This window comes from Pseudomonas nabeulensis (assembly GCF_004682045.1).
Lineage (GTDB): Bacteria > Pseudomonadota > Gammaproteobacteria > Pseudomonadales > Pseudomonadaceae > Aquipseudomonas > Aquipseudomonas nabeulensis.
This window is the reverse complement of record NZ_QUZT01000054.1, coordinates 19,211-35,166: the sequence shown is the minus strand read 5'-3', so window position 1 is coordinate 35,166 and position 15,956 is coordinate 19,211. Positions and strand designations below refer to the sequence as shown.

At 60.3% G+C, this 15,956-nt stretch carries 11 protein-coding genes; 9 read left to right on the top strand and 2 right to left on the bottom strand.

Annotation, left to right across the window (positions count from 1 at the left end; all coding sequences use genetic code 11):
- Window positions 1-50 precede the first annotated feature (50 nt).
- From DYL61_RS23490 to DYL61_RS23480, 3 genes are read left to right on the top strand one after another with little or no spacing between them, the layout of a single operon-like run.
- Complete coding sequence (locus DYL61_RS23490) at window positions 51-1,076, top strand: aminoglycoside phosphotransferase family protein (RefSeq protein WP_135310305.1); 1,026 nt, start codon at window positions 51-53, stop codon at window positions 1,074-1,076.
- Window positions 1,073-1,747 carry an N-acetylmuramate alpha-1-phosphate uridylyltransferase MurU gene (gene murU / locus DYL61_RS23485; RefSeq protein WP_135310304.1) on the top strand — a complete coding sequence of 225 codons (675 nt, stop codon included), beginning with the start codon at window positions 1,073-1,075 and terminating at the stop codon, window positions 1,745-1,747. Before DYL61_RS23490 ends, murU begins: the two co-directional genes overlap by 4 nt.
- Window position 1,748: 1 nt before the next feature.
- Window positions 1,749-2,516: a TerB family tellurite resistance protein gene (locus tag DYL61_RS23480; protein ID WP_135310303.1), complete on the top strand. Its 768-nt coding sequence runs from the start codon at window positions 1,749-1,751 to the stop codon at window positions 2,514-2,516.
- A gap of 147 nt (window positions 2,517-2,663) precedes the next feature.
- Here the strand turns inward: DYL61_RS23480 and DYL61_RS23475 are convergent, their stop codons facing one another.
- Window positions 2,664-3,638 (bottom strand): DUF3530 family protein, encoded by a 975-nt coding sequence (locus tag DYL61_RS23475; protein ID WP_135310302.1) that lies wholly within the window; start codon window positions 3,636-3,638, stop codon window positions 2,664-2,666.
- 77 nt (window positions 3,639-3,715) lie between these two features.
- Between DYL61_RS23475 and DYL61_RS23470 the strand changes: the two genes are divergently transcribed.
- Window positions 3,716-5,710, top strand: coding sequence for a sensor histidine kinase (locus DYL61_RS23470; protein ID WP_135310301.1), 1,995 nt, complete (start codon window positions 3,716-3,718; stop codon window positions 5,708-5,710).
- 18 nt (window positions 5,711-5,728) lie between these two features.
- Window positions 5,729-6,358 carry a response regulator gene (locus DYL61_RS23465; protein WP_135310300.1) on the top strand — a complete coding sequence of 210 codons (630 nt, stop codon included), beginning with the start codon at window positions 5,729-5,731 and terminating at the stop codon, window positions 6,356-6,358.
- A gap of 18 nt (window positions 6,359-6,376) precedes the next feature.
- Here the strand turns inward: DYL61_RS23465 and DYL61_RS23460 are convergent, their stop codons facing one another.
- Window positions 6,377-11,035 carry a dermonecrotic toxin domain-containing protein gene (locus DYL61_RS23460; protein WP_135310299.1) on the bottom strand — a complete coding sequence of 1,553 codons (4,659 nt, stop codon included), beginning with the start codon at window positions 11,033-11,035 and terminating at the stop codon, window positions 6,377-6,379.
- Between the two features lie 318 nt (window positions 11,036-11,353).
- Here DYL61_RS23460 and DYL61_RS23455 point away from each other — a divergent pair, with 318 nt between their 5' ends.
- The 4 genes from DYL61_RS23455 to DYL61_RS23440 all read left to right on the top strand — a co-directional run bounded on the left by DYL61_RS23455 (window position 11,354) and on the right by DYL61_RS23440 (window position 15,788).
- The gene (locus DYL61_RS23455) at window positions 11,354-12,466 is read left to right on the top strand and encodes an ABC transporter ATP-binding protein (protein ID WP_058424775.1); all 1,113 of its coding nucleotides are present in this window, start codon (window positions 11,354-11,356) and stop codon (window positions 12,464-12,466) included.
- Window positions 12,467-12,510: 44 nt separating this feature from the next.
- Complete coding sequence (locus tag DYL61_RS23450) at window positions 12,511-13,551, top strand: ABC transporter substrate-binding protein (RefSeq protein ID WP_135310298.1); 1,041 nt, start codon at window positions 12,511-12,513, stop codon at window positions 13,549-13,551.
- Between the two features lie 152 nt (window positions 13,552-13,703).
- Window positions 13,704-14,951: an ABC transporter permease gene (locus DYL61_RS23445; RefSeq protein WP_135310297.1), complete on the top strand. Its 1,248-nt coding sequence runs from the start codon at window positions 13,704-13,706 to the stop codon at window positions 14,949-14,951.
- 12 nt (window positions 14,952-14,963) lie between these two features.
- On the top strand, window positions 14,964-15,788 hold the full coding sequence (locus DYL61_RS23440; RefSeq protein WP_135310296.1) for an ABC transporter permease: 825 nt from the start codon (window positions 14,964-14,966) through the stop codon (window positions 15,786-15,788).
- The last annotated feature ends 168 nt before the right edge of the window (window positions 15,789-15,956 follow it).

Genomic DNA, 15,956 nt, shown 5'->3' with positions numbered 1-15,956 from the left:
ATAATAAAGCATGACCCGCTTGACGGCTAGGGCCGTCGGAGACCCTTGTAATGCCCGACCAAGATCTACGTTTACAACAGCTGCAAGTCTGGCTGGATGAGCAATTGCCAATCCTGTTCAACGCACAGGGCTGGGGTGCCGTACCCCCGGCCACATTGACCGCGGCCAGCAGCGACGCGAGTTTCAGGCGCTATTTCCGTTGGGAAGGGGGTGGCCGTACGTTCGTGGTAATGGACGCACCCCCCCCCCAGGAAAACTGCAAACCTTTCGTCGATATCGCCCATTTGCTGGCAAAGTCGGGCATAAATGTTCCAAAAATTTATGCAGAAGATTTACCGCGCGGCTTTCTTTTGCTCAATGACCTGGGCACAAAAACCTACCTGGACGTGATTGACGAGCAAAACGCCGATCAATTATTTGCCGATGCCATTGACGCTTTGCTGGCCTTCCAGCAATTGCCGATGGACGTGCCGCTGCCCAGCTACGACGTTGCCTTGCTGCGCCGTGAGCTGGAGTTGTTTCCCGAGTGGTACGTGCGCCGGCATTTGGGTATCGAGTTGGATACACACCAGCAAACCCTCTGGCAGCGTGCCAGCGACCGCCTGATCGACAGCGCCCTGGCCCAACCCAAAGTGCTGGTGCACCGCGACTACATGCCGCGCAACCTGATGATCAGTGAGCCGAACCCCGGCGTGCTGGATTTCCAGGATGCGGTCTACGGCCCGGTGACCTATGACATCACCTGCTTGTTCAAGGATGCGTTCCTCAGCTGGCCCCAGGCCCGTGTGCGGGAATGGCAACGCGGCTATTGGGAGCGTGCGGGCCAGGCCGGCATCCCGGTGCAAGCGGATTTCGATGACTTCCTGCGCGCCAGCGACCTGATGGGCGTGCAACGCCATCTGAAGGTCATCGGCATCTTTGCGCGTATCTGTCACCGTGACGGCAAGCCCCGCTACCTGGCCGACGTGCCGCGCTTCTTTGCTTATATAGAAGCGGTGCTGGCCGAGCGTCCGGAGTTGAGCGAGTTGGCCGAATTGCTGACCAGCCTGCGCTCATCCGCCGAGGCCAACGTATGAAGGCCATGATCCTGGCCGCCGGCAAAGGTGAGCGGATGCGCCCGCTCACCCTGCATACGCCCAAGCCGCTGGTGCAGGCCGGCGGCAAACGGTTGATCGAGTATCACTTGGAGGCGCTGGCGAAGGCCGGCTTCACCGATATCGTGATCAACCATGCCTGGCTGGGCCAGCAGATCGAGAGCTATCTGGGCGACGGTGCGCAGTTCGGCTTGCGCATTCGCTATTCGCCGGAAGGTGAGCCGCTGGAGACCGGCGGCGGGATTTTCCAGGCGTTGCCATTGTTGGGCGACGAGCCGTTCCTGGTGGTCAATGGCGATATCTGGACCGACTACGACTTCACCCAGCTCAAGCGACCGCTGCACGGTCTGGCTCACTTGGTGATGGTCGACAACCCGGCGCACCATCCGTCGGGCGGTGATTTCTACCTTGATCAGGGTTTGCTTCATGATGCGGCGCCCGGTGCCGATAACCTGACCTTCAGTGGCATTTCAGTGCTCGACCCCAAATTGTTCGCGGGTTGCAGCGCGGGGGCCTTCAAGTTGGCGCCGTTGTTGCGCGCGGCGATGGCCCAGGATCTGGTAACGGGAGAGCACATGGCGGGACGCTGGATTGATGTCGGCACGCTGGAACGCCTGGCGCAAGTCGAAACCTTGCTGGGAACGGAGCAGTAACATGCTGTGGCCAGGGACGCTGATCGGCGCCGGGGCAGGCTTTGCCATTGCCAGTATTCCGGGGGCCTTGTTGGGTGCGCTGCTGGGGCAGGCGCTGGATCGGCGCCTGCAACTGCACAGCTGGGCGCAGTTGCGCGAGCGGTTGGGCGGTCGTCCGGCGTTGCGCAATGACGAGTTGTTGTTCGTGCTGCTGGGGCGCCTGGCCAAGAGCAATGGCCGGGTGGCGGACGGGCATATCCAACAGGCACGCCAGGAAATGCGCTCGCTGGACATGAGCGAATCGGCCCAGCGTCGTGCGATTGCGGCGTTCAATCGTGGCAAGTCCGGCTCCGACCGCGTGCGCAGTTATTTGCGCGTGCTCAAGGCTCAACCTCATGCAGCGGAAGGGGTGTTGCGTGCATGCTGGCGGATGGCCTGGGCGGATGGTCGGGCAAGCGATGCCGAGCGTGATTTGATCGAGCGGTGGGGCAAGTGGCTGGGCTGGACGCCATTGCAGCTCAAGGCGTTGGCGACGGACTACACGCCGGAGCGCAAGCCGCTGGTCAATCGCGGCGGTAGTTACCAGGATGCGTTGCGCTTGCTGGGGGTGACGGCGACTACTGAGCCTGAGGTGATCAAGCGGGCTTATCGCCGGCTGCTCAGCCGTCATCACCCGGACAAGGTTGCCGGCAGCGGTGCGAGCCCCGCGCAGGTGCGTGAGGCCACCGAGCGCACGCGTGAACTGCACAATGCGTATGCGTTGATTCGCGAGCGCCGGGACTTCCGCTGACTGATTTTGATGTGCAAACCCAATTCAATGTGGGAGGGGGCTTGCTCCCGATCGCGGTGGGTCAGTGATAGATACACCGACTGACACTCTGTTATCGGGAGCAAGCCCCCTCCCACAGGGGTTCTACAGTGTTTTTGAACTGTGCGATCAGTCTGTCGCCGCCTGCGGGCTCAACCACCCACGAATCCTGCGATACAACTGCTCCTGCTCGGCAGCACTGTTGCCCGGCAGGGTCTTCAACGACACCTGCTTATACCCATCATTCTTCAACCGCTTGGCCGCCTGGGCACGGGCCTGGGCGTTTTTGCGGGCTTGGGCGTTGTCTTGATAGAACACGTCAGCCGTCGGCAACTTCAAGCCGGGCGCCAGTTGCTGCACATCCGGTTGACGCCCGGCAGGTGTTTGCGCGGCGACAATGACCAACTTCTGCACCTGAGACGGCTGCTTCTCGCTCAAGTACCGTGCGGCCCACCAAGCACCGGTGCCGTGTCCGACCAACACCACGCTGCGTGCGCTCTGGGTTTGGGCGAAGGCTACCGCCGCATCGATGCGGGCGAAGATGCGCGAAGCATCGGTTTTGTCCTGTTCGTCCGCGCCGGGCACCACTGCCGGGTCGGTGCCTTCGGCTTCGGCGCTGGCGGCTTGTTCGATGGGGTTGTCGGCGGTGCTGGCATCTTTGCTGCTGGTGTCGACCGTGGCTTGCGGCGCTTCCATCACGCGCGGCGGCAGGGTGTCCACGCTCACATCCGGCAGCGACAGGCTCAGGGTGCCCCAATTGGCGTCCGGCAATTTGCGCCGCAAGGGGCCGATTGCTTGCGGCCAGTCAGCATTTTCGCCGCTGCCCGGTACAATAATTGCCACGCCCTCAGGCTCGGCGCTGTTGGCGGGCTTCCACAGGGCGAGGAATGAATCGCTGCCGGCCTGCAGTTGTTGCTGCTCCTGCTGCGGAATCTTGCGTTCCAGGGCGCTGGCTTCTTCCTGGCTGCGCTCCGGCAACGGCTGGCGTTCGACGGGTTTTTCGGCGGCCGGCGCCGGTGCGTCTTCGGCCTGTACAGAAAAGGCACTGGTAAACAGCAGCGACAGGCACAATGCTGGCAGTGCTGAGCGGTGAATAAAGGGCATTGTTAATTCCCGGCCAGAAGTGGTTCCAGCAGCCTAATGGGTTGGTCAGTATTTGTCAGTGATGTGAGACGTGGATCATGGGGTTTCGCTGTCTGCTGGTTATCGGCTGTTTATGGTTTGCCTTGATGGCGAATGCGGCGACGACGCCTGCGCCGTCACAGGCGCAGCTCAATGCGCAGCAACGCGAATGGTTGGCCCGGCACCCGGAGTTGCGGGTAGGCCTGGTGTTGCAAGCACCTTTCGCGCAGTACGACCGACGCTTGCAGCGCCTGTCCGGGGCCAATGTGGAGCTGATGCAGTGGCTGGCCAAGGCGCTGAACATTGAGCTGACCTGGCGCAACTTCCCCAGCCAGGAGCAACTGGACGCGGCCCTGCGCGACGGCGAGATCGACATGGCCCCCGGCCTGCAACAAACTCCAGCCGGCTTGCGCTTGTGGCTATTCACCGACCCCTATATGCGCGTGCCCCAGCATATCGTCGGCATCCGCGACGGCGGCGGTGCGGTGGAGCTGGAAAAGCTCGATGAGCAGTCCCGCGTTGCCGTGCGCATGCCCAGCGCCGTGGCCGACTACCTGCGCAGCACCTACCCCAACCTCAACCTGCAAGGCGTGCCCATGGAGCGCCAGGCCTTGCAATTGCTGGTGAGCCAACAGGCGCGGTATGCCGTGGTGGACGAGGCGCAACTGAGCCGCTTGTCCGGCGAGGCGGAGTTTGCCGGGCTGGCGGTGGTGGGAGATATCGGCCTGCCGCAATTATTGCGGGTGGCCACGCGCCGCGATTGGCCGGAACTGGCCGGCATCATGGAGAGTGCCCTGCGCGCCATTCCCGCTCGCGACCTGGACCAGTTGCACAACCGCTGGCTGCAACCCAAATACCCACGGCTGAGCGAATCCCCTGGCCTGTGGCAAAACCTCTGTGTACTGCTGGGCCTGTTCCTGCTCGCCAGTTTGGCGATTGTGTTCTGGCAACGCCGCCAGCAACGGACGCTGGAGCATGACCTGCTTGCCGCTCGCGAAGAGAGTGCGGCCCGCGCCGCCGGTGCCGAAGCGCTGCGGTTGACGCAGTTTTCCATCGACCAAAGTACCGTCGGCATCCTATGGGTGAACTGGGACAGCCATGTGCGCTATGCCAATCGCGCCGCTGAAACCATGCTCGGCTACAGCCCCGACGCGTTGATCGAGCGCCCGCTGGCCGACCTCGACCCAACCCTGGACATGGATCGCTGGCTCAACCTGTGGAAGCGCGCCCGTGCCAGTGAAGACGGCCCGCAGCACTTCGCCACCGATTGCCGCCGCGCCGACGGCAGTTTCCTGCCTACCGATGTCTCCCTGAGTTTCCTGCGCTTTGCCGAGGGCGAATACCTGGTGGTCTACCTCACCGACGTCACCGAGCGGCGTCGCTATGTGGCGGCGCTGCTGCAAAGTGAGGCGCAGCTGCGCGAGCTGTCCGCCCACTTGGAAACCGTCCGCGAAGAAGAAAAAGCCCGCATCGCCCGCGAGGTGCACGACGAACTCGGGCAGATGCTCACCGTGCTCAAGCTGGAAACCTCCATGTGCGAACTGGCCTACGCACAACTGGACCCCGGACTGCACGAACGCTTGAATAGCATGAAGCGCCTGATCGCCCAACTGTTCCAGCTGGTGCGCGATGTGGCCACCGCACTGCGCCCACCGATTCTCGACGCCGGCATCGCCTCAGCCATCGAATGGCAGGCACGGCGCTTCGAAGCTCGCACTCACATTCCCTGCCTGGTCCAGGTTCCGGATAACCTGCCGGCCCTGAGCGACGCCAAGGCCATCGGCCTGTTCCGCATTTTGCAGGAGGCGCTGACCAACGTGATGCGCCATGCCCAGGCGCATACGGTCGAGCTGACCTTGACGGTAGAGGGCACGAGTCTGCGATTGAGCATCAGCGATGACGGTGTCGGTTTCGTCCAGGCCCAGGGGCGCGCGGTATCGTTTGGCCTGGTGGGCATGCGCGAGCGCGTGCTGATCATGGGCGGGCAATTGAGCTTGCACAGCGAGTTGGGGGAGGGCACCACCCTGAGCGTCACGGTGCCGCTGGATGCATAACACCAAGAGGAAGTCCCTGTGATCCGCGTATTGGTAACCGAAGACCACACCATCGTTCGTGAAGGCATCAAGCAACTGATCGGCCTGGCCAAAGACCTGCAAGTGGTCGGCGAGGCGAGCAATGGCGAGCAGTTGCTGGAAACCCTGCGTCACGTGCCCTGCGAGGTGGTGTTGCTGGATATCTCCATGCCCGGCGTCAACGGCCTGGAAGCCATCGCGCGGATTCGTGCCCTGAGCAATCCGCCGGCGATCCTGGTGCTGTCGATGCACGACGAAGCACAAATGGCTGCCCGCGCCTTGAAGGTCGGCGCCGCCGGTTACGCCACCAAGGACAGCGACCCGGCGCTGCTGCTCACGGCGATTCGCAAGGTCGCGGCGGGTGGGCGTTACATCGACCCGGACCTGGCGGACCGCATGGTCTTCGAAGTGGGCCTGACCGATGCGCGACCGTTGCATTCGTTGCTGTCCGAGCGTGAATTCTCTGTATTCGAGCGCCTGGCCCAGGGCGCCAACGTCAATGACATCGCCCAGCAACTGGCCCTGAGCAGTAAAACCATCAGTACCCACAAGGCACGCTTGATGCAAAAGCTCAATATCACCTCGCTGGCGGAACTGGTGAAGTACGCCATGGAGCACAAGCTGCTTTGAGTCCCGTCACGCCGTCTGTCAGGGTGCCAGCGGAAGAAACCAGCGCTCCGCCAGCGCTTTTCCGATGACCCCGCGATGTATCTCTACGGTGCGTTGGTGGCCGGAGGACTTGGCCAGGAGTGAGTAGTAGCTTTCCTTGCGCTGTTGAATGGATTTCAGGTGCGCCACGCTGTAGGACTGCTTCGGTGTATTGGCATTGGTGTAGTGAAAGTGGGCGTACCACACCGGAGTGCCTTTACTGTTGTTATTGATGGCGTACTCCTGGATGAAGTCTTTGCGCTCGCCTCTCATTGCCACGCGGTTGTTCAGCCTGGCTACATGGACCTGTTTCATTTCTAGCAGGTAAGCCAGGTTCGCGTGGGTCGGTGGTAATGCCAGAGAGGTGCGAATACGCAGCAATTGTGCTTCCTGGTCGAGTGCAAGGGCGGCGTTTTCCAATTTACCGAGCAAATCGTCATCTGTTTTTTTATCGCGTTCAAGCGCCCGCTTGAGCTCTGAAGCGAGATTTCTATAGCGGCCAGCTTCGCGTTGCAGGCTTTCTTCTATCTCTACCGGAAAGTGAGACACTTCAGCGTAGTGCTGCTCTCGAACGAGCACTTGATCAAGCTCACCCAGATGTCTGCGAGCAGCGGCACTGACGATCTTTAGTGCACGAGTGACAAGGGCCGGTGCCTGCGTTGGTGTCACTGATCGGACTTCATCCCACACCTCGTCGTGAAGCGTATAGGTGGCCAGCAATTTTTGCTCTGGCTCGGACCGGACTTCGACATGGTCTATCGCCAGATCGGTGTTCGCAGGTTTGAATTCCCCGATCAGCGTGCCGTGCGTGCGGGTCTTTATGACCTTTTTCGCTGGTTTTCCTTGTCTCACTAACGGCTGTTTGGGTGGGCGAGTCTGGGGCTGGGCATCGGGTTTGATGGCGGTGGCCAGTTCTCGGGTGGTATCGAGGTAGAACGTTTCAATCAGCTTCTGGACGCGTTTGAAATAACCCATCTCAAGGGCATCGGCTTGAACAATGGCTTGGCCTTCCAAGGCGTCGACGGCTTGACCATAACGTTGGTTTAGACTTTCAAGTACCTGCAATCGGTCATTGGGAGGCAGCTCCAGGCGTTCCAGCTCGGCGTGTGTATGGACCTGGGCGCCCAGTGGATCGAGGATGTCCGAAAGTTCATCGGGGAAGTCCGCCAGATTTTTGAACAGTGAGAACTTTAGGCTTTGCAGTTGCAGATACCTCACGCCCAGCACCGTTATTTCGCCGCTACGGTCGGTGGTAAGTCTCTCATAGGCGCTGGCGCCGGGTGGGCCCAGCCGGTCCAGTTCCAGTAGGTAGCGGTCCTGGCATTCAAGTGCCTCTATTTGTTGTTCATTGATGTCGATCAGTTGCTTGGTGAACTGCGCATAACGGTCTTTTTGTGCCAGGATCTGCCGGGCCGCCGCTTCGCTTTGAGTAAAAAACTCCGGATGCGCCTTGCGCAATGCCAAACGTTCTTCACTAAACATGATTGATAACTTGCGGGCATTTTGAATGGTGTTGGTCAAGTAGCGGCTTAGGTCATTGGGGGAGATGGGCTCCTGCAGGTCGCGACGCTCCGCGAGGGTCTCAAATAGTTGGATATAGCGTTGATTCTGAGCGTTCAGCGCCTTGACGAATTCGCCACGCGTGGCGGAGTTGGGAGTGCTCTCCATCGCTCTTTGTGTGCTATCTGCCTCATTTTGTAATGTCCGCTCATCCCCGCGCAGTTTTATGTATTGGTCATACAACTCTGCTTTTCGTTTCGCCTTGAGCTGTCGCGCGGCCTCTATTCGACCGCGTGGCATGCCACCTCGCAGTCGCAGATTCAAGTCCAGTGACCATTGACCTGCACCATCAGTTTGCAGCAATGGGCCGGAAACGCTGGCATCGGCAGGGAAAACGATGACGACGCTGTTGTCCGCTCGTGTTTCCACGCGGTACCAATGCCCACCCACTTGGGCGTACCAATTGCCTTGCCTCTCGTAGAGCCCTTTGCGCGGCCCGCTTGAAACCGCAGGGGGCAAGTCAGCCGGGCGCGGCACCCGCAAGCTTGCCAAGCGTGCGGCCTGGCTCGGCGTCAGGCGTGCGCGAGCGCTCGAAAAACTGAAATCGAAGGGGGCGTTGCCCACGCTCAATGCATCGCTGTCCAGTGTCACAGTGCCTTCGCGCACCTCGAGCGGTGTTGATTGAGGCCATTGCTCGGGCGCGCGGCGTGGTCCGGGAGCTTGTAAGGCTTCAGGTTGGATGTCTTTGGCGAGAGGCTTTGGTTGCCGCTTGGGGGAGGAGAGCTGGAGCAACACCATGCTTACGTTCAGCAACATGTCGACCAGCGCCAGTTCCCGAGTGATCGGGTCCGGGCTGTTGAGCGCAGGGATATCATGTGAGGCACTGCCCATCAGCGCTATCAGCCAGCCAGTCAGCATGGCAGGCCCACGCAAAATGGGCAGCAGGAGCGTGCTGAACATCAACCCGGCACCTTCCATCAGCGCCGCCCATCGGCTTTCGCGATTAGACGTCGAATCGTTATTCGCCTGATCGACCAGCGCTCGCGCGTTGCTGCCATACAGGTATTGCATCAGCTTGCCGTTGGAATAAAGCAGTTGCAGCTCGCTATTGGTATTGTCAGTCGCGAGCGCGGCCGGCTGGGGTTTTTCAATGACCGCGAAATCACTGCCTTTTCCGAATCGTACGAAATGGGGCTCATGGAAACCGCCGTTATCGTAGATGGCCCTCGCTGCGTCGGATAACCACGTGAGAACGCTGGCCTGAAGTTCACCCGGATGGGCCAGTGCCGAAAGTAATAAGGCGCGGGTGGCGAACTCGTGTAGCGGGTCTGCATACAGGGGGCAGTACAGGAGGTGCGGGCCGACGGTGATGTCTTGTGCTTCGATGATGAACATGTTGGCGACGACATCCGCTGATGCTCCGGGCTTGCGTACCAGGGCGAGTTCCCGAATCACGACTGCATGGCCGTCCACGTAGCGTCTTTGGGGGTTTTCATGCAGCAGTGCACTAACGTACTGCACACCTCGCTCAGTCAGTCCGTTTTGCGCTTTGAGTTTCAGTTCCAGAGCCAGTAACGGTAACTGTGCCGTAGTTTGTTGCGCGAAGTACATTTCCCGCTCAGTAATGCTCGGATTGTCACCGAGCAGATTCATCCGGAGCATTTGTGGATAGGTTTTGCCAATATCCACCTGCTCGATCAATCCTCCTCTGGATGTGATGTAGTCCGGGGTCAGCCAGTCCGGCATCGGCACACCATTGCGGTGCGTGATGGAGACCAAATTCCCGGGTTGCCCAACCAGGTTTTTGATCGCCAGGTCCGTCAACGTCAGGGTTGTTCTATCAATTAGTCCGGAGGTTTCCAGTTGGCCTGCCGCCTTGATAAACGTCAGTTGCACGTCTTCGGGCTGCAATTGCCCGACCTTGGCCCCTTCGGCAGACCTATTGCCGAGGCGTTGCTCGTCGACCTTCATTTGCTCAAGCAGCGCTTTGTTGGTGAAGGTGCGAATGTCGGTGATGCCGCTGAGGAACGTGCGTCCGTGGCTGCGCTTCTTGGCGCTTGCCAGTGCAAGACTATGCTGTCGGTAAGCAATGCGGTCGACTGCGGATGCCTGTTGCAGCCAGTCTGGCAATTGCCCGCGCAGTTTGGCCAGTACGGGATGCGGCGTTCGAGTCGGGTTAATAAAGTAATAGCCAGGGTCGGTGATGTGTTGAAACCGAGTGCTCAGCCGCTCGCTGCCTGGGCGCGCAGGAATCTCCAGTGCTTGAAGGTTTTCCAACTGTTGGTTTAGCAGGGCTGCGGCATGGCTGTCGAAGATGTTGCCGTCAGGCTCATAACGATTGAGTGTGATTTTATCAATGTCGAAATCGGCCGCCATTCGCTTGCCCCAGGTTTGAACAAACGTATCAACCGAAGCAAAGCGTTCGCAGACCCCCGATGTGTTACCGAGCAATACACAGGTTTGATCCCCGACCGAGCGCTCCAGCAGAAGTGCCGGGCTCAATTGACGGGTGACCTGTTCGCCGTAGGTAAAGACCAGTTCCGGGCAATAAGCATGTACAGCGGCATCTGCAAATACACTCTGGCGTTGCGCCTTGTCCGCGTAACGAACGAGTTGATCCAGGGTCTCGCGTTCAAAGTCATTCAGCCCGTCCTGTTCGATGAGGCTGATACGCAAATTCTCCATCAGTCGGTCACTGAGCCACTGCCAGCGGCTGATGCCCGTATCCGTTATTTCGCTCCAATAGGTCGCCAGCTCATTTTGAAAGGTGGCGGTCAGGGCCCAGGGCAGTTCGACGATTATCTGTTTGATCAGCGCCATGTCGGGGTAGGCATCCGGAGCCTCGCGCGGGTTGATCTTGATGATCAGGTACTCATCGACCAGGCGCGCACTTGTGCCCTCAACATTGTCAAAGTTCGGTGCGTCTGCGCCGTCGAGAAAATCCAGCACCAGATTCAACAATGATTTCAACTCCAACTGAGCAGGGGCAATCGGAAAACCGACTCTGGTCAGGGAGCGATCCAGTTTGATCGTTGGGTATTTTTTGAGTATGGCTTCGCTCAGCAGCTGCCAGACCACGTCCTCCAGAGTTGGGCGAGAAGCGAATTGAGCACTGATGGCGTGCTCCTGTGTCGGTGATGCGAGAGGGCTGCTCGACATGAGAACTCCTTGTTCCTTGAATCGATGGTTGCAAGCATCAGATATATCGCCAACGCATCAGGTAGCCGCGGTCATTACTTATCGCGTGCTGCTTTACTGTCCATTAACGACAGGGTGAGGGGCGTGGGTTTCCCCGTAAGTGGCGCTTGTGGCACCGAGTTGGCCGTTGTACTTACCCATACGCGTCATCCGTGTAGGGCGATCCCTACCCCAAACCTTCCATCCGACTGATGTCATTCTCTCCGAGCCCCCGATTTCCGGGGCCTCGCGCCTGGACTACGCTTGTGCCACAGCAGTCCAAAACACAAAGGTGCGGGTATGAGCGAGGTGGATTCAAATGATGTGCTGGTCAGCTTTCGTGGCGTGCAGAAGAGCTACGACGGCGAGAACCTGATCGTCAAAGACCTCAACCTGGAGATTCGCAAAGGCGAGTTTCTCACCTTGCTCGGGCCTTCCGGGTCGGGCAAGACCACCAGCCTGATGATGCTCGCCGGCTTTGAGACGCCGACCGCCGGCGAAATCCAGTTGGCCGGGCGCTCCATCAACAATGTGCCGCCGCACAAGCGCGACATCGGTATGGTGTTCCAGAATTACGCGCTGTTCCCCCACATGACCGTCGCCGAGAACCTGGCGTTCCCGCTGTCGGTGCGGGGTTTGAGCAAGACCGACATCAGCGAGCGGGTCAAGCGCGTGCTGAGCATGGTCCAGCTCGACGCGTTCGCCCAGCGTTATCCGGCGCAACTGTCCGGCGGCCAGCAACAACGGGTGGCCTTGGCCCGTGCGCTGGTGTTTGAACCCCAGTTGGTACTGATGGACGAACCCCTCGGCGCCCTCGACAAGCAACTGCGTGAACACATGCAGATGGAGATCAAGCACCTGCACCAACGCCTCGGCGTGACGGTGGTGTACGTGACCCATGACCAGGGCGAAGCGCTGACCATGTCTGACCGCGTGGCGGTGTTCCATCAGGGCGAAATCCAACAGATCGCCGCCCCGCGCACGCTGTACGAAGAGCCGAAGAACACCTTCGTCGCCAACTTTATCGGCGAGAACAATCGCCTCAACGGCCGCCTGCACAGCCATACCGGCGAGCGTTGCGTGGTGGAGCTGGCGCGAGGCGAGAAAGTCGAGGCGCTGGCGGTGAACGTCGGCCAGGTCGGCGGCCCGGTGACCCTGTCGGTGCGTCCGGAGCGCGTGAGCCTTAATGGCTCCAGCGAAAGCTGCGTCAACCGCTTCTCCGGGCGGGTGGCGGAATTCATCTACCTGGGCGACCACGTGCGGGTGCGCCTGGAAGTCTGCGGCAAGACCGATTTCTTTGTGAAACAACCGATTGCCGAGCTGGACCCAGCGCTGGCGGTCGGCGACGTGGTTCCGATTGGCTGGCAAGTCGAGCACGTTCGCGCACTCGACCCACTTCTAGAGGCGAATTGATCGCCCCCATGGCTTCACCAACCCTGCACGTGGAGAGAACAACAATGTTGAGATCCCTGAAATTTTCCGCCCTGGCCATTGGCTTGATCGGCGCAACCCACGCCATGGCCGGCCCGGACCTGACCGTCGTGTCCTTCGGTGGCGCGAACAAGGCGGCACAGGTCAAGGCCTTCTATGCACCGTGGGAAAGCGCCGGCAATGGCAAAATCGTTGCGGGCGAGTACAACGGCGAAATGGCCAAGGTCAAGGCCATGGTCGACACCAAGAGCGTGTCCTGGGACCTGGTCGAGGTGGAATCGCCGGAGCTGTCCCGTGGCTGCGACGAAGACATGTTCGAACCCCTGGACCCGAAACTGTTCGGCGACAACGCCAACTACGTGAAGGGCGCGATCCAGCCGTGCGGCGTGGGCTTCTTCGTGTGGTCCACTGTGCTGGCCTACAACGCCGACAAGCTGACCACGGCGCCTACCAGCTGGGCGGATTTCTGGGACACCAAGAAATTCCCGGGCAAGCGCGGCCTGCGTAAAGGCGCCAAGTACACCCTGGAGTTCGCCCTGATGGCCGACGGCGTAGCGCCGAAGGACGTCTACACAGTGCTGGCGGGCAAAGATGGCCAGGACCGTGCGTTCAAGAAACTCGACGAGCTGAAACCGTCGATCCAATGGTGGGAGGCCGGTGCACAACCGCCGCAGTACCTCGCCTCGGGTGACGTGGTGATGAGCTCTGCGTACAACGGCCGCATTGCCGCCGTGCAGAAAGAAAGCAACCTGAAAGTGGTGTGGAACGGCGGCATCTACGACTTCGATGCATGGGCCATCCCGAAAGGCCTGGCCAAGGACCGTGCGGAAGCGGCGAAGAAATTCATCGCCTTCTCGGTACAGCCGCAGCAGCAGAAGACCTACTCCGAAAACATCGCCTACGGCCCGGCCAATACCCAGGCCGTACCGTTGCTGGCCAAAGACATCCTCAAGGACATGCCGACCACCCCGGAAAACATCGCCAACCAGGTGCAGATCGACGTGAGCTTCTGGGCGGATAACGGCGAGCAGTTGGAGCAACGCTTCAACGCGTGGGCTGCCAAGTAATGGGTTTATGTAGTGAGCGGGCTTGCCCCGCGCTACGGTGTGTCAGGTAAAAGTGATGTATCTGGTACACCGCAGCGCGGGGCAAGCCCGCTCACTACAAGTTAGAGCTCGGCGTAGGCGTGTAGTCACTTTTCAGATTTCCGGAGTTTGCCATGGCCATCGCCGTTCCCTCGAACGGGGTCAATAGCCCCACCCTCAAGCAGCGCCTGGCGCGTGCCGAGCGGGTCAACCGCTGGAAGGCCCAGGCCTTGATTGCGCCGCTGGTGTTGTTTCTGGTGCTGGTGTTCCTGGTGCCTATCGTTGCGCTGCTGTTCAAGAGCGTCGGCAACCCGGAAGTGGTGGGCGGCTTGCCGCGTACCGTGGTGGCGGTGACGGCCTGGGATGGGCGTGGCCTGCCAGGCGAGCCGGTGTACCAGGCCCTCAGTGAGGACTTGGGTGAAGCCCGCAAAAACCAGACCCTGGGCGACCTGTCCAAACGCTTGAACATGGAACTGGCCGGCTATCGCAGCCTGCTGACCAAAACCGCGCGGGCGCTGCCGTTTACCGAAGCGCCGGCCTCGTATAAAGAAGCGCTGGAAAACCTCGACGAACGCTGGGGCGACCCCGCGTACTGGCAGGCGATCCGGCGCAATACCAGCAGCCTGACGCCGTTCTATCTGCTGGCGGCCGTCGATCACCGCATCGACGACCTCGGCGAAGTGGCGCCGGCCACGCCGGACCAGGCGATCTACCTGGATATCTTTGCCCGTACGTTCTGGATGGGCCTGGTGATCACCTTTGTCTGTCTGTTGCTGGCCTACCCGTTGGCGTACCTGTTGGCCAACCTGCCAGCGCGCAAAAGCAACCTGCTGATGATTTTGGTGCTGCTGCCGTTCTGGACCTCGATCCTGGTGCGGGTGGCGGCGTGGATCGTTTTGTTGCAATCCGGCGGCCTGATCAACAGCGCACTGATGGGCATGGGCTTGATCGATAAGCCGCTGGAACTGGTGTTCAACCGTACCGGGGTCTACATCTCCATGGTGCATATCCTGCTGCCGTTCATGATTCTGCCGATCTACAGCGTGATGAAAGGCATCTCGCCCACCTATATGCGCGCCGCGATTTCCCTGGGCTGCCACCCGTTCACCAGTTTCTGGCGGGTGTACTTCCCGCAGACCTACGCCGGTGTGGGGGCCGGTTGCCTATTGGTGTTTATCCTGGCGATTGGTTACTACATCACCCCGGCGCTGCTGGGCAGCCCGAACGACCAGATGGTCAGCTACTTCGTGGCCTTCTATACCAACACCAGCATCAACTGGGGCATGGCCACGGCATTGGGCGGCTTGCTGTTGCTGGCCACCGTGGTGCTGTACCTGATCTATAACCGGCTGGTGGGCGCCAGCCGCCTGCGCCTGAGCTAAGGAGACCTTGCGATGCTGAGCCCTTATATGTCGCCCATTGAGCGGGTGTGGTTCTACAGCTTGCGGATTCTCTGCGGCTTGATCCTGCTGTTCCTGATTCTGCCGGTGCTGGTGATCATCCCGCTGTCGTTTAACAGCGGCAGTTTCCTGGTGTACCCGTTGCAGGGCTTCTCGCTGCATTGGTATCAGGATTTCTTTGCCTCCGCCGAATGGATGCGCGCCCTGAAGAACAGCATCATCGTCGCCCCGGCAGCCACGCTGCTGGCCATGGTGTTTGGCACCCTGGCGGCGATTGGCCTGACCCGCGCCGATTTCCCCGGCAAGGCGCTGGTGATGGCCTTGGTGATTTCGCCGATGGTGGTGCCGGTGGTGATCATTGGCGTGGCCAGTTACCTGTTCTTTGCGCCGTTGGGGCTGGGCAACAGCTTCTTCTCGCTGATCGTGGTGCATGCGGTGCTGGGTGTGCCGTTTGTGATCATCACCGTGTCGGCCACCTTGCAGGGGTTTAACCACAACCTGGTGCGGGCGGCGGCCAGCCTTGGGGCTTCGCCACTGACGGCATTTCGCCGGGTGACCTTGCCGCTGATTGCGCCGGGGGTGATTTCCGGGGCGTTGTTTGCCTTTGCCACGTCGTTCGATGAGGTGGTGGTGACGCTGTTTCTCGCCGGGCCTGAGCAAGCGACGTTGCCGCGCCAGATGTTCAGCGGCATTCGCGAAAACCTCAGCCCAACCATCGCCGCTGCCGCGACGTTGTTGATTGCGTTCTCGGTGCTCTTGTTGCTGACCCTGGAATGGCTGCGTGGCCGTAGTGAAAAACTGCGCACCGCCCAGGTCTAAAGCCTGTTGGAGGTCAAAATGTGGGAGCGGGCTTGCCCCCGATAGCGGTGTATCAGCCAAATATCCATTGACTGACCCACTGCCATCGGGGGCAAGCCCCCTCCCACATGGTTTTGTGTGTATTCAGAGGCTGAATGGCTGACAACACGCTACAGGAAGCTACTCTTG

Coding starts and splice junctions, on each gene's coding strand:
- DYL61_RS23490 (WP_135310305.1), top strand. CDS start 51: ATGCCCGACCAAGATCTACGTTTACAACAGCTGCAAGTCTGGCTGGAT.
- murU (WP_135310304.1), top strand. CDS start 1,073: ATGAAGGCCATGATCCTGGCCGCCGGCAAAGGTGAGCGGATGCGCCCG.
- DYL61_RS23480 (WP_135310303.1), top strand. CDS start 1,749: ATGCTGTGGCCAGGGACGCTGATCGGCGCCGGGGCAGGCTTTGCCATT.
- DYL61_RS23475 (WP_135310302.1), bottom strand. CDS start 3,638: ATGCCCTTTATTCACCGCTCAGCACTGCCAGCATTGTGCCTGTCGCTG.
- DYL61_RS23470 (WP_135310301.1), top strand. CDS start 3,716: ATGGGGTTTCGCTGTCTGCTGGTTATCGGCTGTTTATGGTTTGCCTTG.
- DYL61_RS23460 (WP_135310299.1), bottom strand. CDS start 11,035: ATGTCGAGCAGCCCTCTCGCATCACCGACACAGGAGCACGCCATCAGT.
- DYL61_RS23455 (WP_058424775.1), top strand. CDS start 11,354: ATGAGCGAGGTGGATTCAAATGATGTGCTGGTCAGCTTTCGTGGCGTG.
- DYL61_RS23450 (WP_135310298.1), top strand. CDS start 12,511: ATGTTGAGATCCCTGAAATTTTCCGCCCTGGCCATTGGCTTGATCGGC.
- DYL61_RS23445 (WP_135310297.1), top strand. CDS start 13,704: ATGGCCATCGCCGTTCCCTCGAACGGGGTCAATAGCCCCACCCTCAAG.
- DYL61_RS23440 (WP_135310296.1), top strand. CDS start 14,964: ATGCTGAGCCCTTATATGTCGCCCATTGAGCGGGTGTGGTTCTACAGC.